The organism is Anaerococcus sp. Marseille-P3625, assembly GCF_900232825.1.
Lineage (GTDB): Bacteria > Bacillota > Clostridia > Tissierellales > Peptoniphilaceae > Anaerococcus.
The window spans coordinates 649146-671495 of record NZ_OCTP01000011.1 but is presented as its reverse complement, the minus strand read 5'-3'; the positions used below and the strand labels follow the sequence as shown (position 1 = coordinate 671495).

At 34.5% G+C, this 22350-nt stretch carries 20 protein-coding genes; 19 read left to right on the top strand and 1 reads right to left on the bottom strand.

Going from position 1 to position 22350, the window contains the following annotated elements; translation table 11 throughout:
• Positions 1-17: 17 nt before the first annotated feature.
• The 19 genes from CS884_RS08490 to CS884_RS08400 all read left to right on the top strand — a co-directional run bounded on the left by CS884_RS08490 (position 18) and on the right by CS884_RS08400 (position 21409).
• Positions 18-1304: a glycine/sarcosine/betaine reductase component B subunit gene (locus tag CS884_RS08490; protein ID WP_099321410.1), complete on the top strand. Its 1287-nt coding sequence runs from the start codon at positions 18-20 to the stop codon at positions 1302-1304.
• A gap of 45 nt (positions 1305-1349) precedes the next feature.
• Positions 1350-1823 carry a glycine/sarcosine/betaine reductase complex selenoprotein A gene (gene grdA / locus CS884_RS08485; protein ID WP_099321409.1) on the top strand — a complete coding sequence of 158 codons (474 nt, stop codon included), beginning with the start codon at positions 1350-1352 and terminating at the stop codon, positions 1821-1823.
• Between the two features lie 12 nt (positions 1824-1835).
• Complete coding sequence (grdB, locus tag CS884_RS08480; protein ID WP_099321408.1) at positions 1836-3140, top strand: glycine reductase complex selenoprotein B; 1305 nt, start codon at positions 1836-1838, stop codon at positions 3138-3140.
• 8 nt (positions 3141-3148) lie between these two features.
• Positions 3149-4693 (top strand): glycine/sarcosine/betaine reductase complex component C subunit beta, encoded by a 1545-nt coding sequence (grdC, locus tag CS884_RS08475; protein WP_257875775.1) that lies wholly within the window; start codon positions 3149-3151, stop codon positions 4691-4693.
• A gap of 2 nt (positions 4694-4695) precedes the next feature.
• A complete protein-coding gene (gene grdD / locus CS884_RS08470; RefSeq protein ID WP_099321406.1) occupies positions 4696-5835 on the top strand; it encodes a glycine/sarcosine/betaine reductase complex component C subunit alpha in 1140 nt (379 codons plus the stop codon).
• Between the two features lie 138 nt (positions 5836-5973).
• Positions 5974-7344 carry a sodium:alanine symporter family protein gene (locus tag CS884_RS08465; protein WP_099321405.1) on the top strand — a complete coding sequence of 457 codons (1371 nt, stop codon included), beginning with the start codon at positions 5974-5976 and terminating at the stop codon, positions 7342-7344.
• A gap of 226 nt (positions 7345-7570) precedes the next feature.
• Positions 7571-8281: a DUF5058 family protein gene (locus CS884_RS08460; protein ID WP_099321404.1), complete on the top strand. Its 711-nt coding sequence runs from the start codon at positions 7571-7573 to the stop codon at positions 8279-8281.
• 10 nt (positions 8282-8291) lie between these two features.
• On the top strand, positions 8292-8954 hold the full coding sequence (locus tag CS884_RS08455; protein WP_099321403.1) for a hypothetical protein: 663 nt from the start codon (positions 8292-8294) through the stop codon (positions 8952-8954).
• Positions 8955-8972: 18 nt separating this feature from the next.
• Complete coding sequence (locus CS884_RS08450; RefSeq protein WP_099321402.1) at positions 8973-10151, top strand: M20 family metallopeptidase; 1179 nt, start codon at positions 8973-8975, stop codon at positions 10149-10151.
• Positions 10152-10301: 150 nt separating this feature from the next.
• Positions 10302-11495 (top strand): M20 family metallopeptidase, encoded by a 1194-nt coding sequence (locus tag CS884_RS08445; protein WP_099321401.1) that lies wholly within the window; start codon positions 10302-10304, stop codon positions 11493-11495.
• Between the two features lie 219 nt (positions 11496-11714).
• Positions 11715-12701 carry a LacI family DNA-binding transcriptional regulator gene (locus tag CS884_RS08440; protein ID WP_099321400.1) on the top strand — a complete coding sequence of 329 codons (987 nt, stop codon included), beginning with the start codon at positions 11715-11717 and terminating at the stop codon, positions 12699-12701.
• A gap of 48 nt (positions 12702-12749) precedes the next feature.
• Positions 12750-13661, top strand: coding sequence for a ribokinase (locus CS884_RS08435; protein ID WP_099321399.1), 912 nt, complete (start codon positions 12750-12752; stop codon positions 13659-13661).
• On the top strand, positions 13658-14812 hold the full coding sequence (locus tag CS884_RS08430; protein WP_099321398.1) for a BMP family protein: 1155 nt from the start codon (positions 13658-13660) through the stop codon (positions 14810-14812). The genes CS884_RS08435 and CS884_RS08430 overlap by 4 nt, the downstream gene beginning before the upstream one ends.
• Before the next feature lie 26 nt (positions 14813-14838).
• Complete coding sequence (locus CS884_RS08425; RefSeq protein ID WP_099321397.1) at positions 14839-16386, top strand: ABC transporter ATP-binding protein; 1548 nt, start codon at positions 14839-14841, stop codon at positions 16384-16386.
• Complete coding sequence (locus CS884_RS08420) at positions 16379-17503, top strand: ABC transporter permease (RefSeq protein ID WP_099321396.1); 1125 nt, start codon at positions 16379-16381, stop codon at positions 17501-17503. The genes CS884_RS08425 and CS884_RS08420 overlap by 8 nt, the downstream gene beginning before the upstream one ends.
• Positions 17493-18437, top strand: a complete 945-nt coding sequence (locus tag CS884_RS08415; RefSeq protein WP_099321395.1) for an ABC transporter permease — start codon at positions 17493-17495, stop codon at positions 18435-18437. Before CS884_RS08420 ends, CS884_RS08415 begins: the two co-directional genes overlap by 11 nt.
• 12 nt (positions 18438-18449) lie before the next feature.
• Complete coding sequence (locus CS884_RS08410) at positions 18450-19379, top strand: nucleoside hydrolase (protein WP_099321394.1); 930 nt, start codon at positions 18450-18452, stop codon at positions 19377-19379.
• The gene (locus CS884_RS08405; RefSeq protein ID WP_219350582.1) at positions 19372-20652 is read left to right on the top strand and encodes a M20 family metallopeptidase; all 1281 of its coding nucleotides are present in this window, start codon (positions 19372-19374) and stop codon (positions 20650-20652) included. Before CS884_RS08410 ends, CS884_RS08405 begins: the two co-directional genes overlap by 8 nt.
• Positions 20653-20662: 10 nt before the next feature.
• Positions 20663-21409 carry a glutamine amidotransferase gene (locus CS884_RS08400; protein ID WP_099321393.1) on the top strand — a complete coding sequence of 249 codons (747 nt, stop codon included), beginning with the start codon at positions 20663-20665 and terminating at the stop codon, positions 21407-21409.
• 144 nt (positions 21410-21553) lie between these two features.
• Here the strand turns inward: CS884_RS08400 and CS884_RS08395 are convergent, their stop codons facing one another.
• Positions 21554-22309, bottom strand: coding sequence for a DeoR/GlpR family DNA-binding transcription regulator (locus CS884_RS08395; RefSeq protein ID WP_099321392.1), 756 nt, complete (start codon positions 22307-22309; stop codon positions 21554-21556).
• Between the last annotated feature and the right edge of the window lie 41 nt (positions 22310-22350).

The window sequence follows — 22350 nt, the reverse complement described above, 5'->3', positions numbered from 1 at the left end:
TTTAATAAGGAGGCTTTATGCGTCTTGAATTAGGCGAAATCTTTATCAAAGATATTCAATTTGCTGAAAAATCTGAGATAAAAGATCATATTCTTTATGTTAACAAAGAAGAAATGATAGAAGCTGCAAAATTATCCGAAACTCACCTAGAATCTCTTGACTTTGATATTGCAAAACCAGGAGAATCTACAAGAATCATCCCAGTAAAGGATGTTAACGAACCAAGAGTTAAAATTGAAGGTGGAAAGATCTTCCCTGGCATCTTAAATGAAGTTGACCAAGTAGGATCTGGTTTTACAAAATGCCTTAAAAATATGGCTGTAGTTACAACAGGCTCAATCGTTGGTTTCCAAGAAGGAATTATCGATATGAGTGGAGAAGGTGCAAAATATACACCATTTTCTAAATTAAACAACTTAGTTGTAATAGCAACCAAAAAAGAAGGCGCTAACCAAAAACAACACGAAGAATCTGTTCGTTTGGTTGGTCTACGTATTACAGAATTCATCGGTAAACTTGCAACAGATATCGAATGTGATGAAACAAAAGTATACGAAACAAAAACAATCAAAGAAATCCATCAATTAAACAATGGACTTCCAAATGTAGTTTATGTATACATGCTTCAAACACAAGGCTTATTACACGATACTTATGTATACGGTGTAGATGCTAAGAAAATCATCCCAACATTTATATATCCAACAGAAGTAATGGATGGAGCAATAGTATCTGGTAACTGCGTATCTGCATGTGACAAAAACCCAACATACGTACATTTAAACAACGAAGTAATTAAAAGACTTTATGAAGAAGATGGCAAAACACTTAACTTCATGGGTTGTGTAATTACCAACGAAAATGTATTCTTGATGGATAAGAAAAGATCATCAGATATGGCAAGTAAATTGGCACAATTCTTAGGAGCTGACGCTGCTATAGTAAGCCAAGAAGGATTTGGTAACCCAGATGCCGATCTAATTATGAACTGTGTTAAACTTGAGAAAAAAGACATCAAGACAGTATTAATCACAGATGAATATGCAGGTCAAGATGGAGCAAGCCAATCACTTGCAGATGCTGACCCACTAGCAACAGCAACAGTTACAGGTGGAAACGCAAACGAAGTAGTAATTCTTCCAAAGATGGATAAAGTTATAGGCGATCTTGACAAAGTTCATATAATCGCTGGTGGTAATGACCATGCTCTTAGAGAAGATGGCACACTAGAAGTTGAACTTCAAGCTATAACAGGAGCTACAAACGAAACTGGATTTGGTTATTTATCTGCAAAGACTTTATAACTAAATCAAAAGGTCTGAAATTTAGAAAAGAAAAAAGGAGTAATAATGTCTAACTTACTAGAAAATAAAAAGATTATTATCCTAGGCGACCGTGATGGAATCCCAGGAGAAGCAATCAAAACATGTGTTGAGACAGTTGATAACACAGACGTAATATTTTCTGCAACAGAATGTTTTGTCTGAACAAGCGCCGGCGCAATGGATCTAGAAAACCAAAAGAGAGTTAAAGATTTCGAAGCTGAATATGGCAGAGAAAATATCGTGGTTATCCTAGGTGCAGCAGAAGCCGAAGCGGCAGGTCTGACCGCAGAAACAGTTATGGGTGGCGATCCAACATTTGCAGGACCACTTGCAGGAGTTGAATTAAAACTATTAACCTATCACGTTGTAGAAAATGAAATCAAAGAATTAATCGATCCAGATGTTTACGATGCAGAAATCGGAATGATGGAGATGGTTCTTGATGTTGACGAAATAGCAGAAGAAATGAATGACATAAGAGAGGAATTCCTCGATTAATAAGGAGTGCATATGGCTATTAGATTAGTTCATTATATCAACCAGTTCTATGCTGGTATTGGTGGAGAAGAAAAAGCTGACATAGCACCATTTTTGGCAGAATCTCTTCCTCCAATTAGTGTTCAACTACAAAAACAACTAGGCGACGAATTTGAAGTTGTAGCAGCAGTTGTTTGTGGTGACTCATATTACAATGAAAACGAAGCTAGTGCAAAAGAAACAATCTTAGGTTTTATCAAAGAACAAAATCCTGACTTCTTTATAGCAGGACCTGCATTTAACGCTGGTCGTTATGGTGTAGCAGCAGGTTCTATCACAACAGCTGTTAAAGAAGAATTAAATATACCAGCTATCACAGCTATGTATGTTGAAAACCCAGGTGCTGATATGTACAAAAAGTACGTATATATTGTAGAAACCAAAGATAGTGCAGCAGGCATGAGAGGTGCTATTAAATCAGTAGCTTCCCTTGCTAAAAAACTAGCAAACAATGAAGAAGTATCACCAAAAGCTGACGGATACATGGCTCAAGGTGTAAGAAAGAATTATTTTGCAGAAGAAAACGGATCTGAAAGAGCTGTTAAAATGCTACTTAAAAAGATCGCAGGCGAAGAATTTGAAACAGAATATCCAATGCCTACATTCGATAGAGTAGATCCACAACCAGCTGTAAAAGATGTTTCCAAGATTAAAATTGCCCTTGTAACAAGTGGTGGTATTGTACCAAAAGGAAACCCAGATCACATTGAATCATCATCAGCTTCTAAATATGGAAGATATGATCTTTCAGGTATTGATAAATTCACAAGTGAAAATGCAGAAACAGCACACGGTGGTTATGACCCAACTTATGCAAATACAAATCCAAACAGAGTTGTTCCACTAGATGTTGTTAAAAACATGGTAAAAGAAGGAAAAATTGGTTCCCTTCATGATTATTGGTATGCAACAGTAGGTAATGGTACCGCTATAGCATCTGCTAAGAAATTTGGTGAAGAAATAGCAGAATATCTAAAAGAAGATAAAGTTGATGCAGTTATACTTACAAGTACCTGAGGTACCTGTACACGTTGCGGTGCAACAATGGTTAAAGCTATAGAAGCTGCAGGATTCCCTGTAGTTCACATGTGTACAATTACTCCAATTTCATTAACAATCGGAGCAAACAGAATTGTACCTACAGTAGCAATTCCTTATCCACTAGGTAACCCAGAACTTAGTGATCAGGACGAATATGATTTACGTTACCATTTAGTTGAAAAAGCATTGAGAGCTTTGGAAACTGAAATTTCAGAACAAACAGTTTTTGAAAATTAGGAGGAATAATGTATCCAGTATTTAAAAAAGCAGGATTCACCTTGGCATATGCTCCAAACCTTATGAGGACGGCTGGAAGCACATTTGTCGTTGAACATTTAAACAATCCTGATGGCGATTTTCTAAAAAATTTCGAGTCCCACGTTAGAAGCTATGAAGAAGTTGTAAACTACCTACCAAACCAAATTTATATAGGCAATGAAACACCAGAAGCTTTAGAAGGCAAAAAATTACCTTTCTCTGATATAGAATATAAAGATGGTAAAGTTGAAGGTAAACATGGCTTTATAATCAATGAAAAAGAACTATTTATTCTTTTAAGACTTGTTGATGAATTTGATCTTGTTTATTTATCAGAAGAATTCGTAAATGAAAACTTTGAAGATTTCAAAAAAAGATTCCCAGAGTTAGAAAATGAATTCCACAAAGTAAAAGGATCAGATCTAGCTCATGCTCAAGAATTAATAGATAGTAAACATGCTGAACCATTAAATATGGATGGCAAATTAGTTGGTTATGTAAGAGCAGCTCATGAATCTGACCAAAACCTTTCAGCAGAATATATGCTTGAAAATCTTGCGGTTAAAGCTACAGGTGCAATTTCAGGTCTTGAAGTAATAAGAGAAGGAATCGACAAAGATTCTATCGATTATGTAGTAGAATGTTCAGAAGAAGCTTGTGGTGATGTTAACCAAAGAGGTGGTGGAAACTTTGCTAAATCTATAGCTGAAGTTTTACAACTAGGTAACGCTACAGGTTCTGATACAAGAGGATTCTGTGCAGCACCAGTTCATAGTATAATCGAAGCATCTGCTCTAGTAAAAGCAGGCGTATACAAAAATGTATTGGTTGTAGCTGGTGGATGTATACCAAAACTTGGTATGAATGCTCGTGACCATGTTAAAAAAGATTTGCCAATTTTTGAAGATGTTCTTGGTGGCTTCGCAGTTTTAATCTCAGAAAATGATGGAGAATCTCCAGAAATTAGAACTGACATAGTAGGTCGTCATACAGTTAATACTGGATCAAGTCCTCAAGCTGTTATCACAAGTCTAGTAGCTAAACCACTAGCAGATAATGGTCTAAAAATTACAGACGTTGATAAATTCTCACCAGAAATGCAAAACCCAGATATCACAGTTCCAGCAGGTGCAGGTAATGTACCAGAAGCTAACTACAAGATGATAGCTGCTCTTGCAGTAAAAAATGGTGAACTTGATAGAAAAGAACTTCTAAACTTTATCAAAGAAAAAGGAATGGTTGGTTGGGCTCCAACACAAGGACACATCCCATCAGCTGCTCCATACATTGGTCAAATGATCGATGACATAAAAACTGGCAAAATAGAACGTGCTATGCTTATAGGTAAAGGTTCATTATTCCTTGGAAGAATGACCAACCTATTTGATGGTGTTTCTATCTTAATCCAAAAAAATAGTGGAGAAACAGGCGAAGCTACATCTGAAACAGGATCAAGCGATAGCCAAGAAATAAGAAACTTCTTAGCTGAAGCTTTAAGAAAAATTTCTGAAGACTTAACAAAGGAAGCTTAACTATGGATAAATTAAGTTTAGCAAAATCACTAGATGAAATAGCAAGTTTACTTGAAAGTGGTGAAAGCTTAAACAAACCTACCATAGCAGTAACAAACTTCTTAAGCGAATTGGGTGCTGACAATATCAATCATGCTATTGAAAATCTAAAACATGAAGCAAATATAATTATTGTCGGAGAAAAATACACAGACGAATTCGAATATTATGAAGCAAGTGACGATGCAGGAAACGCTGAAGTAATCGAAGGCCTATTTAAAGAAGGCAAAATCGATGCCGCAGTAACTATGCACTACCCATTTCCTATCGGTGTTTCAACCGTGGGAAGAGTAGTTTCTCCTGCTAATGGTAAATATGTTTATATAGCAAATACTACAGGAACTAATGATACCAACAGAGAAAAAGCTATGGTTTTAAATGCAGTTGACGGAATAATTGCTGCCAAAGCTAATGGTATCAAAAATCCTACTATAGGAATCCTAAATGTAGACTCTGCAAGAGTTGTAGAAAAGAAACTTAAAGAATTAAAGCATAACGGCTTTGAACTTACATTTTCTGAAAGTAAAAGAGGCGATGGCGGAGTAGTATTCCGTGGAAACGACCTATTAGCAGCAAGCTCTGATATAGTAGTTTGTGACTCTCTTACAGGCAATGTAATTCAAAAAGTTTTCTCATCCTATACATCAGGTGGTTTCTACGAAACTACAGGATCAGGATATGGTCCATCAATTGGCGAAGGATTCTACACACCTGTATATATCGTATCACGTGCAAGTGGTACTCCAGTTATAGAATCTGCTATCAGATATGCTATTGCATCTGCTAAGGGCAATATTAATGAAGTATCTAAAGAAGTATTTAAGGCTGCTAACAAAGCAGGACTAAAAGAAATACTAGCTTCATTAGAACCAAAGCAAAGTGCGGCAGATACTGAAGAAGTAAAAGTTCCAGATAAGGAAATAGTAAATGCTTCAATAGGTGGAATTGATATCCTTGAGATAGAAGATGCCATAAAAGTAGTTCACAAAAATGGAATCTACGCTGAATCTGCAATGGGTTGTACTGGACCAGTTGTAATGGTAAGCGAAGATAAACTTGAACAAGTAAGAAAAATCTTACAAGAAGCTAACTTTATTGAATAAATTTGGAGGGGATTTATTCCCCTTCCCAAATTTTTTTATTAATCAATAGAGCTAAATTTTTTTGATTACAATTGATAAAGTTTTCACAAGAAAATTCGGTTTATTAATCTTATAACAATCATTACGAAAGGAAAACTTATGTTAGAAATTATAGGTAAATTAAACTCTGTAATCGTAGATTACCTTCTAACCTTTGCTCTAGTGGCAAGTGGTATACTCTTCTTATTCTTAAACAGAGGAGTTCAATTTAGAAAATTTGGCGCTGCTTTTAAACAAACCTTTGGTGGAATGTTTAAAAAATCTGACGACGGTATCTCATCCTTCCAAGCCTTGGCTGTAGCTATAGCTGCCCAAGTTGGTACAGGAAACGTAGCAGGTGTTGCAACAGCAATGGTATCTGGTGGTCCAGGAGCAATCTTCTGGATGTGGATCATGTCCTTATTTGGCATGGGTACTATATTTGCTGAGGCTGTACTTGCTCAAAAATATAGAGTAAAAGACGAAGATGGTAACTGGGTTGGTGGACCTGCTTACTACATCACAAATGGTTTGAAAAACAAGGGACTTGCTAAATTCTTAGCTACATTCTTTTCAGTCATGATAATTATTGCTCTTGGATTTTTTGGTAATATGACCCAATCCAACTCAATTGCAGGTGCTGTAAATGCAGCATTTCCACAAATCCCTCTTGTAGTAATAGGTATAATTATCGCAATATTTGCTGCCTTAGTATTTATCGGTGGTATCGACAGAATTGCAAACTTTGCACAATTAGTAGTTCCTTTTATGGCAGTAATTTATATAATTTTTGCTATTCTAACTTTAGTTAAGTTTAGAGACCACATAGGTCCTTCATTTAAGCTTATCTTCCAAGCTGCTTTCACACCAGAAGCTGCTGCAGGCGGTGCCCTTGGTTTTGGTATAAAACAAGCCATCAGATATGGTGTAGCTCGTGGATTATTCTCTAACGAAGCTGGTATGGGTTCTACCCCACACGCTCACGCTACAGCAAATGTTGACCACCCTGCACAACAAGGTCTAACAGCTATGGTTGGTGTATTTATAGATACAATAGTAATTTGTTCTGCAACAGCACTTATAGTACTTGTTACAGATTCAATGGATTCAGGACTAACAGGAGCATTACTAACACAAAAAGCTTTTGAAATTGGCTTTGGTAGACTAGGACTCGTTCTACTAGCAGTTGCCCTAACATTCTTTGCATTTACAACAATTATAGGTTGGTATTACTTTGGTGAAACAAATATCAAATTCTTATTTGGTAAAAAAGGTCTTACTCCTTATAGAATCATTGTAATTGCATTTATAGTAGTAGGTTCTTTCCAAAAGATCGATTTAGTTTGGTCATTATCAGACTTATTTAACTCTTTGATGGTTATACCAAACGTTATCGCCCTATTCATCCTAAGAAATGATGTAAGGGACTTACTAAATGACTATGAATACAATTTCCTAAAAGGAAAAGCATCAGAGCACGCTCATAATTAAAAACACTTAGCTGGAGATTAATCTCCAGCTATTTTTTTGTTATTTAAAAAGGTAAAATGTTTTAATTTTTGAAAAATCGATATGGTAAACTTTTAAATAGAAAATATATTATTTATATGCTTCATTGACTTAATGAAGTAAATGGTTTATACTTATAGCATAAATCGTTTTCCTATATTTTTATAAATTAAGGTTAGCGAAAAAATTATTCGGGGAGGAATAAAAAATGAAAAACTTTTTGGACGTAGCCAACAGTTGGCCTATGTGGTTATCTGTTGTGCCAGTAGTCGTGGCCGTACTATCTGAAGCTTTTATTTTTACAAAAAAAGCTAAAGAAGCAGGATCATTAGTCGGCTTAGATGAAAAAGAAGCCAATAGAGCTTTCAAAGTTGGTGCGACAGCAGCAATAGGTCCATCTCTTGGTGTATTTATTGTAATGCTTGGTTTGATGGCAGCAATAGGAGCGCCACTTTCTTGGCAAAGACTTTCAATCATAGGTGCAGCACCAACAGAACTTGCAGCTGCAAATATGGCTGCAAAAGCACAAGATGTAACCTTAGGAGCAGACAATTATACCTTAATTAACTATGCTAACGCTACTTGGGTTATGGCCCTAAATGGTGGAGCTTGGTTATTTACTTCTGGTTTATTTACAGATAAATTAGATATAATCAGCCACAAGGTTACTGGTGGAGATACCAAAAAATTAGGTATTCTTTCAGTTACAGCTATGTGTGGTGCTTTCGGATACTTTGCAGTTAACGAATTTATCAAAGGTCTAGCACCAGATAATCACGCAAATATCGCAGCAGTAGTAGCATCAGCATTATCAATGGGTGTTCTTACTGAAATTGGCAAAAAATATCCTAAACTTAACGAATTTAACTTAGGTCTTGCTATGATAATAGGAATGATTGCCGCTATTATTGTGAAATAAGGAGATAGTTATGGACGAAAATTTAAACAAACAATATGAAATGGAATTTACTAAGCCTATTATTAAATATGGTAGATTTATAAATCTTCTTTCTATACTATTATGCTTTGTTCCAGCTTTAGTAATGTGGTTTGTATTTGGTGCTAAACCACCAACAGAAGATATTTTAAAAGGTTGGGGACTTATAGCTTCAATATTCTTAATTTATGCTATTATAGAGCCAATTTCTTATTTCCCAGTTTTTGGGCTTGCAGGTACATATATAGGATGTTTATCAGGAAACATCGGTAACGTAAGAGTTCCAGCATCTGCTATAGCTCAACAAACATTAGGTACAACACCTGGTACCAAAAAAGCTGAATTAGTATCAACACTTGGTATCTGTGGATCAGTAGTTACAAACTTAGCATTTACAACACTTGCTGCATTTGCAGGAGCTTGGATTATGGGATTATTCCCACCAATAGTTATAGAAGCATTTAACTATGTATCTCCAGCAATATTTGGAGCAATGTTTGGAATGAACGCAATCAAAAATCCAAAATATGGTGTATTTGCATTTATAGTTGGATTTATATTAATGAAATTCTTTACCTTACCAGCATACGTATTAGTTCCGGCAATGGTATTCTCAACAGTTGCATTTGGTTTTATAATGGATGGAAAGAAATAATAAAAAAGGAGATATGTAATGGATGTATTAAGTGAAATTAAAAAAGTTAATGATGATTTGATTAAATGGAGAAGACATCTTCACGAAAATCCAGAATTAGGATTTGATCTAGAAAACACTTGCAAATTTGTATCAGAAAAATTAGACGAATTTGGCATTGAAAATCACAGAAATTTCAAAGGCGGTGTAATTGGCTACATTAACCCAGAAAGTAAGGGTAAAGTTATAGCTCTAAGAGGCGACATGGATGCTCTACCAGTTAATGAAGAAACAGGCCTTGAATTTGCATCAAAGGTTAAAGGAAGAATGCACGCTTGTGGCCACGATGCTCACACAGCCCAACTATTAGCAGCAGCAAAAGTATTATCAGAACACAAAGATGAAATTGATGGCAAAATAATGCTAATCTTCCAACCAGCAGAAGAACTTGGAACAGGATCAATTGAAATTGCAGACTCAGAAGAATTTAGTAAGGTTGATGAAGTTTTAGGTTGCCATGATGGAAACTTATTATCAGGCGATGACGTACCAAAAGGTGCTCTAGTATTTTCAAAAGGTCCTACAATGGCAACAATGGACAAATTCACAATTGACATTAAAGGTAAAGGATCTCACGGTTCACAACCAGAAAACTCAATTGACCCAATAGTAATAGCATCATATATAATAACAAGTGTACAAGAAATAGTAGCAAGAGAAATTTCACCTCTAGAGCCAGTTGTAGTATCTTTTGGTGTAATCAATGCAGGAAAAGCATTCAACATCATACCAGAAACAGCTCATCTAGAAGGTACAACAAGAACACTTACTCCTGAAATTAGAGATCTTGTAGCTAGAAGACTTGGCGAAATAGCAGAAGGAATAGGCAAGACATTTAGAGCAGAAATAAGCTATGAATTCTTCCGCCTACCACCTCCAGTAATCAATGATGCTGAGATTACAGAAAAAATGATGACATCAGCTAAAAAAATATTCCCAGAGAAGGTTATAGAATTGAAAAAACCTATAATGGGTGGCGAAGACTTTGCATTCTACCTAGAAAAGAAACCAGGAGCATTCTTCTTCCTATATAATCCTCTAGAAATAGATGGCAAAGTATATGCACATCATAACCCAAGATTTGCAATGACTGAAGAATTCATGCATGAAGTTCCTGCAGTTATGGTTCAATATGTAATGGATGAACTTGGAAAATAATTAAGAACTAAGACTACCAGCAATTGCTGGTAGTTTTTCTTTGTCTAAACTTAAGATAAATAAAATACTTAGAGTAAAGTAAATGTTGTAGAGATTTAAAATGATTCTTAATAAAAGAATTTTTGTCAAAAATAAAAATTAGGATTGTATATGGATGTATTAAGTGAAATTAAAAAAGTTAATGACGATTTGATCAAATGGAGAAGACATCTTCACGAAAATCCAGAATTAGGATTTGATCTAGAAAACACTTGCCAATTTGTATCAGAAAAATTAGACGAATTTGGCATTGAAAATCACAGAAATTTCAAAGGCGGTGTAATTGGCTACATTAACCCAGAAAGTAAGGGTAAAGTTATAGCTCTAAGAGGCGACATGGATGCTCTACCAGTTAATGAAGAAACAGGCCTTGAATTTGCATCAAAGGTTAAAGGAAGAATGCACGCTTGTGGCCACGATGCTCACACAGCCCAACTATTAGCAGCAGCAAAAGTATTATCAGAACACAAAGATGAAATTGATGGCAAAATAATGCTAATCTTCCAACCAGCAGAAGAATTAGGAACAGGATCAATTGAAATTGCAGATTCAGAAGAATTTAGCAAAGTTGATGAAGTTTTAGGTTGCCATGATGGAAACTTATTATCAGGCGATGACGTACCAAAAGGTGCCATAGTATTTTCTAAAGGCCCTACAATGGCAACAATGGACAAATTCACAATTGACATTAAAGGTAAAGGATCTCACGGTTCACAACCAGAAAACTCAATTGACCCAATAGTAATAGCATCATATATAATAACAAGTGTACAAGAAATAGTAGCAAGAGAAATTTCACCTCTAGAGCCAGTTGTAGTATCTTTTGGTGTAATCAATGCAGGAAAAGCATTCAACATCATACCAGAAACAGCTCATCTAGAAGGTACAACTAGAACACTTAGACCAGAAACTCGAGATATAGTGGAAAAAAGTCTTGGAAAAATAATTGAAGGAATTGGTGAAACTTTAAGAGCAAGGATTGAATTTAATTATATTCGCAAGCATCCTTCGGTAATAAATGATCCAAAAGTTACCGAAAAACTGATGGCATCAGCCAAAAAGTTGTTTCCAGAAAAGGTTTATGAACTAAAAAAACCTTTGATGAGTGGCGAAGATTTTTCCGTATATCTAGAAAAAAAACCAGGATCATTTTTCTTTTTAATGAACCCCCAAAAAATTGACGGCAAAATTTTTGCCCATCATAGCCCAAAATTTGCTATGGATGAGGAATATTTCTACCAAGTTCCTGCAGTAATGGTTCAATATGTCATGGACCAAATGGGAAAAATCCAAAATAAAAACTAAAAAATTGCTTATACTTTGCCAAAAGTCCACAAAAACAAAGGCTCACAAGTCTTATTAAAGTTATCAAATATATTGTCAAAATCCACAACTATCCCCACTAATTAAGGGATAGTTTTTTTATTTATAGAGAAGAAATGTTAAAAAATTAAGAAATCGTATTGACAACGTTCTTATGAAGTATTATACTTATAATTAATAAAACGTTTTAATGAGGTAAAGATGAGTACAATAAAAGATGTTGCTCACTTAGCAAACGTTTCTATTACAACAGTATCTATGGTCTTAAATGACACTAAGCACAAGATATCAAGTAAGACACGCACGAAAGTCATAGAAGCAGCAAAAGAATTAAATTACAAGCCAAATAACATTGCAAGAAGCTTGGTTAGTGGCAAAACAAACGTTATTATGCTAATAATACCAGATATATCAAATCCTTTTTTTGGTTTATTGGCAAAAGAACTTTCTAAATATATCAGACTTAAAGAATATTTTTTGTATATTTTTAATTCAAATAACGAAGATCTAACCGAAGAATCTTTTCAAAATTTGATAGAAAATAATTTTGTAGAAGCAACTTTTGTCATAGATAGAAGAGTTAAACAATTTAGCAAAAAAATATTAAATAATAATAAAATCGTATTCCTAGATGAATTTGATTATGATAATAAAGACACCAATATAGTTACTGGTGATAACAAAAAAGGCGGATATTTGGCTGTCGATCATCTAATAAGTAGAGGATTAACAAAAATCGGTCTTGCCTTAGGACCTAGAGATTCAGCTGTATCAAGCAGAAGATTATCCGGAGCCATAGATTGTGCAAACGACCATAATATCCATATAAAATCCGAAAATATTTTTCATGCAGATTTTACCTATGATGGCGGATTAAAGGCTGGAGAATATTTTTTAGATAAGGATGTCGATGCCATATTTTGCTTTAACGACATGAGCGCTTACGGACTTATGGAGTATTTTAATCAAAAGAAAGTCAAAATTCCTGAAGATATATCCATAGTAGGCTATGATAACCTATACACAAATAATTTACTTAGCACAAAACTTAGCTCAGTTGATCAAAACCTCGGTCAATTAGCCAAAGAAGCAGTTAATATGATAGATAAATTGATAAAAAATGAGCCTTTAGCAAGCAAAAATGTTTTTGTCGATCCTAAATTAGTAATAAGAGAAAGCACTAGATAAAAAAATTTAGCACCAAGTAAAACGTTTTAATAGAAAGAGAGGTGAAAAATCATAAAAGAAACAATAAAGGTATTAGATTTTGGTTCGCTAAATATCGATAGAACATATTCAGTCGACCATATGGTAAGCGAAGGAGAAACAATTTCTTGTAGAAAATTTGAAAGTTTTATAGGAGGTAAGGGCTTAAATCAAGCAATAGCTCTAAAAAGAGCAGGAGCAAATGTAAAACTTGCTGGTTGCGTTGGTGATAATGATGGAAATGTATTAATAGATTATTTGAAAGAAAATGAACTTGATAATTTGATTACAAAAGTTAAAGGAGATAGTGGACACGCTATCATACAAATTGATAGCTTAGGTCAAAATTCAATTATTGTAGAAGGGGGTGCTAATAAAAAGATTGAGGAAGAATACATAGATCAGGTATTAAAAGGTTTTAATAAAGAAGATTATATACTTTTACAAAATGAAATTAATAATGTTGATTACATTGTAGATAAGTCCTATGAAATGGGACTAAAGGTATTTTTTAATCCATCACCAATTAATGAAGATATCTATAAAGTCGACCTAAATAAGATTGATTGTATTATTTTGAATGAACATGAAGGCAAATGCCTATCAGAAAAAGATGGTAAATTGGAAATTTTAGAATATTTTAAGAAAATTTACCCGGAAATGGAAGTAGTCCTAACCCTTGGTGGTGAAGGCGGTTACTATTCTCATAAGGAAACATTGATAAAATATGATGCGTGCAAAACAAAAGTAGTCGACACTACAGGAGCAGGAGATACCTTCTGCGGATACTATATAGCTTGTCAATCAGAGGGAAGAACTATAAAAGAAAGTCTAAATATTGCAAGCTTAGCTGCATCATTGGCTTGTGCGAAAAATGGAGCATCTAACTCAATTCCATTTATGAAAGAAATAGAAGAGTTAAATTTTAAGGGGGAGAAATGAAAAAATTATTACAATTAGCAGGAGCATTACTTTTAACATTATCGTTATCAGCATGTGCAACTCCAGCAAATCAAGCAAAGGAAACTAAAGAAGAAGTAAAACAAGAAGAAACTCAAACTGAAGAAAACAAAGAAGTTGAAAACAAAGACGAGAACAAAGAAGAAAATAAAGAAGAAACTGGCAAAAAATCTGACAAACCATTAAAGGTTGCTATAGTTTATACAGGATTATTAGGGGATAAATCCTACAACGACTCAGCAAATATCGGTGCTAAAAAAGCAACTGAAGATTTTGGAGTAGAAGTAACTTCTCTTGAAGGATTAACAGCTCAAGAATGGGAAGCAAACCTAATCTCTGCTTGTGAAGATGATTATGATCTAATAATAGGTGCATCATCAAATATAGCTGACTTTATTCAAGAACATGGTCCAAATTATCCAGACAAAATGTTTGCTGTAATCGATACAACAGTTGATTTACCAAATGTTCAATCAATTTCATTTGCTCAAAACGAAGGTTCATTCTTAGCAGGTGCAGCAGCAGCTTTATTTACCCAACATACAGAAATTGAAGGCGTAAATGATAAAGCAGTAATCGGTTGGGTAGGTGGAATGGACATTCCAGTACTTCATGATTTCTATACCGGCTATGAACAAGGTGCAAAATATATAAACCCAGATATCAAAATTCTTCAATCATTTGCAGGTAGCTGGTCAGATCCACTAAAAGGAAAAGAATTAACACTAGCACAATTTGACCAAGGTGCAGATATTGTAATGAACGTAGCTTCAGGAACAGGCCCTGGAATATTGGAAGCAGCAAAAGAAGCTGGCAAATACGCAATCGGTGTAGACCTTGACCAAGATAACGATCAACCAGGATCAGTTTTAACATCTATGGTAAAAAGAGTTGATAGTGCAGTTTATTTAACAATTCAATCAGCAGTAGAAGGTAAATTCCAAGGTGGATCAACAAAATATCTATCTTTAGCTGAAAATGGTGTTTCTTTAACAGACTTCTCAGTTATGAAAGAACATTTAGGGGACAAATTCCCACAAGAAATCGTTGATAAAGTTGACGAATTAGCTAAAAAAATAATTGATGGAGAAATCAAGGTAGAAAACTATAAAGGTTTTGGTAAAGAACAATAAAGATAAGAAAAGAATCGGAAGGTGCTATGAGTAATTATGTAATAGAAATGAATCACATCAAAAAACACTTTGGCAAAGTCAAAGCTGTCAATGATGGAAATTTTAACCTGATTAAAGGCGAAATTCATTCTCTAATTGGAGAAAATGGAGCTGGCAAATCAACTATGATGAAATTACTTTATGGAATGTATCCTATCACTTCTGGTCAAATAAAAATAAATGGTGAACTTATAGACAAATTAAGTCCATCCGATGCCATAGCTCGTGGCATCGGTATGGTTCACCAAGAATTTATGCTTGTAGATAACCTAACAGTAATGGAAAATATAATCTTAGGATTTGAACCAAGAGCTGGATTTAAAATAGACTACAAAAAAGCTAGACAAGAAATTGAAGAATACATCAATAAATATCATATGGATGTACAACTTAACAAAAAGGTTGGGCAAATATCAGTTGGAGAAGCTCAAAGAGTAGAGATTATCAAAACTCTAATTAGAGGAGCAGACATAATTATACTAGATGAGCCTACTGCAGTTTTAACTCCTCAAGAAACTGAGAAACTTTTTGAAATATTAGAAGAATTAAGAGCAAGTGGAAAATCTCTAGTATTCATAAGCCACAAACTTAATGAGGTAATGAGTATATCCGATAGAATAACAGTAATGCGTCAGGGAATGTATGAAGGAACTGTAAACAAAGCCGACACCAATGAATTGGAACTTGCAAAAATGATGATTGGTAGAGAGGTTTTTCTTAATATACCGAGAAAAGAAGCTAAAATTGGAAAAACAATCCTTGAAGTAAAAGACATACGGGTTCCAAGCCAAAAAGAAACATCCAAAATTAGAGGCATGTCCTTATCAGTTCGTGAAGGCGAAATAGTAGGCATAGCGGGCATTGATGGCAACGGACAATCCGAATTAATCGAAGCAATAACAGGCCTTAGGAAAGTAGAAAAAGGTCAGGTCTTGATAAATGGAGTTGATGTTACAAATAAAACTCCAAAAGATATTAGAAAAGCAGGACTTTCACACATACCAGAAGATAGAAACACCACAGGTCTAAATAGAGCTTTATCAATCTCTTATAACCTAACATCTGTACTAAAAGAAGGCGTCCCGGTAAAAGAAAAAGGTTTTTTGGATGAAGAAAAAATAGAAAAATACTCAAATGATTTAATTAAAAAATTTGATATCAGACCTACTAATCCAGAAGCTTTGACCTCATCACTTTCAGGAGGAAACGCACAAAAAGTAGTAGTAGCACGTGAAATATCCCTAAACAACAATTTGTTAATAGCATCTCAACCTACAAGAGGAGTTGACATAGGCGCTATTGAATTGATTAGAAAAACAATCGAAAATGCCAAACAAGAAGGAGTTGGCGTCTTGCTAGTTTCTGCAGAATTAGAAGAGATTTTATCCTTATCTGATACCATAATTGTAATACACGAAGGAAAGATTACAGGTCAAATGCCTGCCTCAGAAGCTAATGAAAACAACGTTGGTTTGTTGATGATGGGTTCATCAGAAGGAAAAAAAGATGAAGTAAAGGAGATTAGCAATGAATAATTTGAAAAAAGATTTAATAAACTTTTTGATAAGTTTTTTAATTTCTCTTGCCTTAGGAACAATATTAATCTTAATTATTGGTGAGAATCCTTTACAAGCCTTTAGCGCCCTAATCAAAGGAGCAGTTGGTTCTACATATGGCTTTGGAAACACAATAGCCTTATGGACTCCGCTTTTATTAACATCACTTGCCTTTGCAATTGCAGCACAAGCTGGAGCTTTTAACGTAGGTATTGAAGGTGAAGTTATTTTAGGCGGAATGGCAGCAGCATATATTGGTGCAAATTGGGGATTTTTACCAGTACCACTTTTATACATAGCTTGTTTTTTAGGAGCTATTATTGTTGCTGGTTTATGGGCTTACATTCCTGGAATTTTGAAAGTAAAATATAACATCTCAGAAATTTGTGTAACAATACTTATGAACTCAGTAGCTGTATATATAGGTTCCTATCTAGTAAGTGGACCTTTAAGTTCAGGAAATGCAAATCCACAGACTGATCCAGTTTGGGTAACACTTGCAAAATTCCTTAGACCATCTTCAGCAAATGTGGGATTTTTTATAGCGTTATTAATAGTTATTGTAATATCAATTGTAATGTATAAAACTCGTCTTGGAGAAAATGTAAGAGCTGCGGGATTAAATCCAAGAAATATGGATTATGTTGGCAAAAGCTCAAAGAAAACTTTCGTAAGAGTAATGGTTTTATCTGGAATGATTGCAGGGGTTGCAGGTTGTATCCAAGTTTTGGGCGTTCATGGTTATTATTTGGATGGTTTTGCGACAGGACTTGGTAATGACGGTATGCTTGCATCTCTAATAGTCAGATCAAATATCGCTTTAACTCCACTTACATCATTTTTCCTAGCTTTGCTAAAAGCAGGAGCAGTTGGTATGCAAAATGCTACAAGATTACCAAAAGCTTTGGTAGATACAATAACATCAATGTTTATAATTATTGCGACAATGGATGTAATTTTGCAATTTATCGAAAAAAGAAAACTTAAAAAGGAAGATGCTGAAAGTAAAGCAGAATTCGAAGAAACTATGGAAAAATTAGAAGCAGAAGAAAGCACTAAAGGAACAAAGAGAAATGAGGTAACAAATGAACGTTGATTTATCTACAATATTTAATATGTCACTTATAAACTCTACCTTTAGAGCATCAACTCCAATTATCTATGCGGCTTTGTGCGCTGCTATAACCCAGCAAGCAAACATATTAAACGTTGGAATAGAGGGGATAATGCTTATAGGATCCTTTACTGCTGTAACCTTTAGTTATATAACAGGAAGTTGGGTCATAGGAGTTTTGGCTGCTATGATTGCTGGTTGTTTGATATCTGGATTAATCGGCATTGGTCATATAAAATTTAATGCCGATATTACTGCAATAGGCATGGGTGTAAACTTATTTGCCCTAGCAATAACAAGATTACTTTTGCAAGTGCTATATGGGGTAAATGGCTCATTTGCAAGCCCTTATATAAAGGCGATTCCAAGAATAAGCATTGGATTTTTTTCAAAGATTCCAGTTCTTGGTTCAATACTAAATAATCTTACAATCACAGAATGGATCTTGTTGCCAACTATAATACTTTTGTACTTTGTAATTTATAAAACGCCATATGGTTTACATCTTCGTGCAGTTGGAGCCTTTCCAGAAGCAGCAAAAACTGCCGGAATAAACACAACAAGAAAAAAATATGAGTCACTTCTAATAGGTGGTTTAGTTGGCGGTTTAGCAGGAGCTCACTTATCCTTAGGATATAGTGCACAATTTGTAAATAATATGACAAATAACAGAGGATTTATGGGAATTGCAGCCATGTTCTTTGGTGGAGCCAATCCAATTCACACATCTTTGGGATGTTTGTTATTTGGTTTTGCCGATTCAATTGGAGCAAGATTACAATCTTATGGATTGCCAGCACAATTTGTATTGATGCTCCCATATATAGTTACAATTTTAGTATTGACAATTTCAGTTTATGCAAAAATTAAAAATGATAAGAGAAAAGAATCATCTTTAGTCAAAAGAGAAGTTTAAAAGGAGAAAATTTTGAGAAACATTATTCTAGATTGTGATCCAGGCCATGATGATGCCATTGCAATATTGTTAGCAGGATCAAACCCAGAGATAAACTTGTTGGGAGTAACAGTTGTTGCTGGAAATCAAACATTAGAAAAAACTGCCAACAATGCCCTAAAAGTTGTCCAATGGCTTGGCTTAGATGTGCCAGTTATTAAAGGCTGTCCAGGTCCTATGGTTAGAAAGCAAATGATAGCAGATGATATTCACGGCGAAACTGGACTTGATGGTCATGATTTTGGAGAAATTAAAATAAAATTACAAGAAGACCACGCAGTTAATTTCATAATCGATACCATATTAAATTCAAAAGAAAAAATAACTGTAGTAACTTGTGGTCCTATGACAAACCTAGCTATGGCATTAAGACTTCAGCCAAAAATAAAAGAAAATATTGAAGAAATTGTATTAATGGGTGGAGCTTACACTTTTGGAAATGTAAGTCCTGCAGCAGAATTTAATATAATTGCAGATGCTGAAGCAGCGTATGTTTGCTTTACAGCAGGCTTGCCAATTACCATGATGGGCCTTGATGTAACTAGAAAAGTTCAAGTCTTACCAGAAGTTGTAGAAAGAATGGATAAAATTTCAAACAAAGCAGCTGAAATGTTTGTAAACTTGATGAAATTCTTCAACAAATCTCAAAAAGAAGTTTTTGGCTGGGATGGTGGTCCTCTTCATGACCCACTAACAGTTGCATATTTAATTGATCCTTCTGTAGTAACCCTTAAAAAAATGAACACAAGAATCGATATTAGAAGTACCGATTCCTACGGAAGAACTAACTGCGACTATTTTGATTACCTAGGCTTAGAAAAAAATTCCAATGTAGCAATCGATGTCGATGTCAAAAAATATTGGGACATTATAGAAAAAGGAATAAGAAGTTATAATGACTAATCAAATAAATACAAAACTAAAAGAAACTTTAGAAAAGAATAGAGAAGAATATATAGGCTATCTAAAAGATCTTATAGCCATAGACACAAGAGATCTAGGCCATGGCATTGATGGTGGCTTAGAAAAAGAAGGTCAAGAATACCTAATCAAACTTTTTGAAAAATTAGGAGCAGACGTAAAAGTTGATCCTATGAAAGAAGAAGTTATTCAACAATTTTACAAAGATCATGGAGAAGGTAACCTAGGCCATAACTACGACGATAGATTTAACGTATATGCAAGTTTTAAGGCTGATCCAAGCAAAAAAAGCCTAATGTTTAATGGTCATATAGACGTAATGCCACCTGGAGATGAGACTTTGTGGGATAATCCACCTTTTGAACCTATAATAAAAGATGGTATACTTTACGGTCGTGGCACAGCAGATATGAAAGGTGGTCTAATGGCAGCAATAATGGCTGTAAAACTATTAAAAGATGCTGAAATTGACTTGCCAGGAGAAGTTATAATAACATCCGTTTGCGATGAAGAAGGTGGCGGCAATGGCTCAATGCAAGCCATTGCTAGCGGTCAAAGAGCTGATGGAGTTGTAGTTTGCGAAGGAACAGATCAAGAATTAATACTTGCACACATGGGTTTTGTCTTCTTTAGAGTTGAATTTTCTGGAATAGCTTGTCATTCAGGAATGAAAACCAAAGGAGTAAATGCAATAGAAAAGGCCATAAAAGCAATAAATGCCTTAAATGAATTGGAACACAAATGGTTATTAAAATATAAACATCCTCTACTACCACCACCAAATTTAAATATTGGAGTAATAAAAGGTGGAACAGCAGGATCAACAGTGCCAGACGAGTGCTATTTTGAAACTTGCGTTCACTATTTGCCAAATCTGATGTCTAAAAAGCAAATAGAAGAAGAATTTATGGACACCATAAATAGAGTAGCCAAATCAGATCCATTTCTAGAAAAGAATCCTCCAAAAGTTACCATTTACCAAGCAGGAAATGGCTTTGAAATGGATCTTGATCACGGCTTAGTAAATAGCTTTAAAAATTCATTCAAACTAGCAATGGACAAAGAAGTAAAAGCTGTTGGATCACCAGCAGGATGCGACTCAAGATTGTGGAGAAGCATTGCAAAAATGCCAACCATTCAATTTGGCCCAGGCAGTCTAAAAATGGCCCATGCCATCAATGAATGTGTACCAGTAGAAGAATATCTAAATGCCATACTTATATATGCAAATCTAATCTTAGATTATTGTAAATAAAGGAGAAAAAATGACAAAAAAAGTATTATTAGTAGGAGAATCTTGGACAAAAACAACAATCCACGTAAAAGGATTTGATTCATTTGTAACAAGCGAATATGAAACTGGAGAAGAATTTATAAGAGGAGCTTTTGAACAAAGCGAAGATTATGAATATGAACATATGCCAGCACACATAGCTATGGAAGAATTCCCATACGACTTAGAGGGACTTAAAAAATACGATTTGATAATCTTATCAGACATAGGAGCAAATTCCTTATTACTACCAAACAGAGTTTTCGCAAAAAGCGAAAAAACTGCCAACAGATGTAATCTTATAAAAGAATACGTCCTAGATGGTGGAGCTTTATTAATGATCGGTGGATATATGACATTTTCAGGAATAAATGCAGCAGGAAAATGGCAAGATACAGCAGTACAAGATGTATTGCCAGTAAAAATCCTAAGTACAGATGACAGAATCGAAACACCAGAAGGAGTATATCCAAAAGTAGTGAAAGACCATGAAATATTTGAAGGCGTAGAAAAAGAATGGCCACATGTTTTAGGCTACAACAAAACCATCCTAAAAGAAGATGGAGAACTTTTGGCAACAGTTAATGAAGATCCATTTATAGCTGTAGGAAGCTACGGCAAAGGAAAATCAGCAGTATTTACATCAGACTCAGCACCACACTGGGCACCACCAGAATTTGTAAACTGGAAATCCTATAATAAATTATTTGTAAACATAGCTGATTACTTGACAAAATAATCAAAAAATTAAAATTCGAAAAAATCAATGGATATCCATAAAAAAATTTTCTGAGTATAGAAAATAGCTATATTGCGTAAATGCAAGTATAGCTATTTTTTAATTATTAAAAGCTCTAGAAAGTGAGTACAAAAAAATATAATCTCACACCAAAATCACCTTAATCCCCAATTTTTCAAGATTTTCAACCTTTGATCTTGACATTTCGTTATCGGTTATTATTATATCTATGCTTTGGATTGTACCTATTTTAAAGTTTGCTGATTGACTAAATTTTGAGCTGTCGCAAACTAGGATATTTTTTTCTGTGGATTCATTTAGCATATATTGGTTTATTTCAACCTCATCTATTATGCTAGTTGTAAGTTCGCCTTCTTCTGTGATTCCTGAAATGCCGATGATTGAAAGGTTTGAAGCGACACTTTTTAGGTTGTTTAGGGCAAAGGTTCCGGTCATCGCATTTTTTGGGTAGGAAACTCTTCCGCCTGTTAAAATAACATTGACTAAAGGATCAATTTTTACATTGGAAGCTTTGGCGTTATTTGTTATAATGTTTACTCTTTTATTTTTTATAAATTTTAGAACTTTTAGGGCGGTTGATGATGAATTTATAAAAATATCATCATCGTTGTTTATGAAGTCTGCACATTTTTTGGCAATTTTTTCTTTTTTGTTTTCTAGTAATAAATTTGCCGAATCTTGGCATTTATTTATCCTTGCTCCGCCGTGAAATCTTTGGATTTTCCCGAGAGATTGTAGAAAATCTAAGTCCCTTCTTATGGTTATTTCTGAAACCTTAAATTTTTCAATAAGCTCTTTACTAGTAACTGTATTTTCGCTACTTATGTAATTTAATATCTCTTCTCTTCTTTTATCTACGATGGATTTTTTTATTTTCATATTAACCTCTTATAATCTCATTATTTTTATGAACGTTTGTC

Coding starts and splice junctions, on each gene's coding strand:
- CS884_RS08490 (WP_099321410.1), top strand. CDS start 18: ATGCGTCTTGAATTAGGCGAAATCTTTATCAAAGATATTCAATTTGCT.
- grdC (WP_257875775.1), top strand. CDS start 3,149: ATGTATCCAGTATTTAAAAAAGCAGGATTCACCTTGGCATATGCTCCA.
- grdD (WP_099321406.1), top strand. CDS start 4,696: ATGGATAAATTAAGTTTAGCAAAATCACTAGATGAAATAGCAAGTTTA.
- CS884_RS08465 (WP_099321405.1), top strand. CDS start 5,974: ATGTTAGAAATTATAGGTAAATTAAACTCTGTAATCGTAGATTACCTT.
- CS884_RS08460 (WP_099321404.1), top strand. CDS start 7,571: ATGAAAAACTTTTTGGACGTAGCCAACAGTTGGCCTATGTGGTTATCT.
- CS884_RS08455 (WP_099321403.1), top strand. CDS start 8,292: ATGGACGAAAATTTAAACAAACAATATGAAATGGAATTTACTAAGCCT.
- CS884_RS08450 (WP_099321402.1), top strand. CDS start 8,973: ATGGATGTATTAAGTGAAATTAAAAAAGTTAATGATGATTTGATTAAA.
- CS884_RS08445 (WP_099321401.1), top strand. CDS start 10,302: ATGGATGTATTAAGTGAAATTAAAAAAGTTAATGACGATTTGATCAAA.
- CS884_RS08440 (WP_099321400.1), top strand. CDS start 11,715: ATGAGTACAATAAAAGATGTTGCTCACTTAGCAAACGTTTCTATTACA.
- CS884_RS08430 (WP_099321398.1), top strand. CDS start 13,658: ATGAAAAAATTATTACAATTAGCAGGAGCATTACTTTTAACATTATCG.
- CS884_RS08425 (WP_099321397.1), top strand. CDS start 14,839: ATGAGTAATTATGTAATAGAAATGAATCACATCAAAAAACACTTTGGC.
- CS884_RS08420 (WP_099321396.1), top strand. CDS start 16,379: ATGAATAATTTGAAAAAAGATTTAATAAACTTTTTGATAAGTTTTTTA.
- CS884_RS08415 (WP_099321395.1), top strand. CDS start 17,493: ATGAACGTTGATTTATCTACAATATTTAATATGTCACTTATAAACTCT.
- CS884_RS08405 (WP_219350582.1), top strand. CDS start 19,372: ATGACTAATCAAATAAATACAAAACTAAAAGAAACTTTAGAAAAGAAT.
- CS884_RS08400 (WP_099321393.1), top strand. CDS start 20,663: ATGACAAAAAAAGTATTATTAGTAGGAGAATCTTGGACAAAAACAACA.
- CS884_RS08395 (WP_099321392.1), bottom strand. CDS start 22,309: ATGAAAATAAAAAAATCCATCGTAGATAAAAGAAGAGAAGAGATATTA.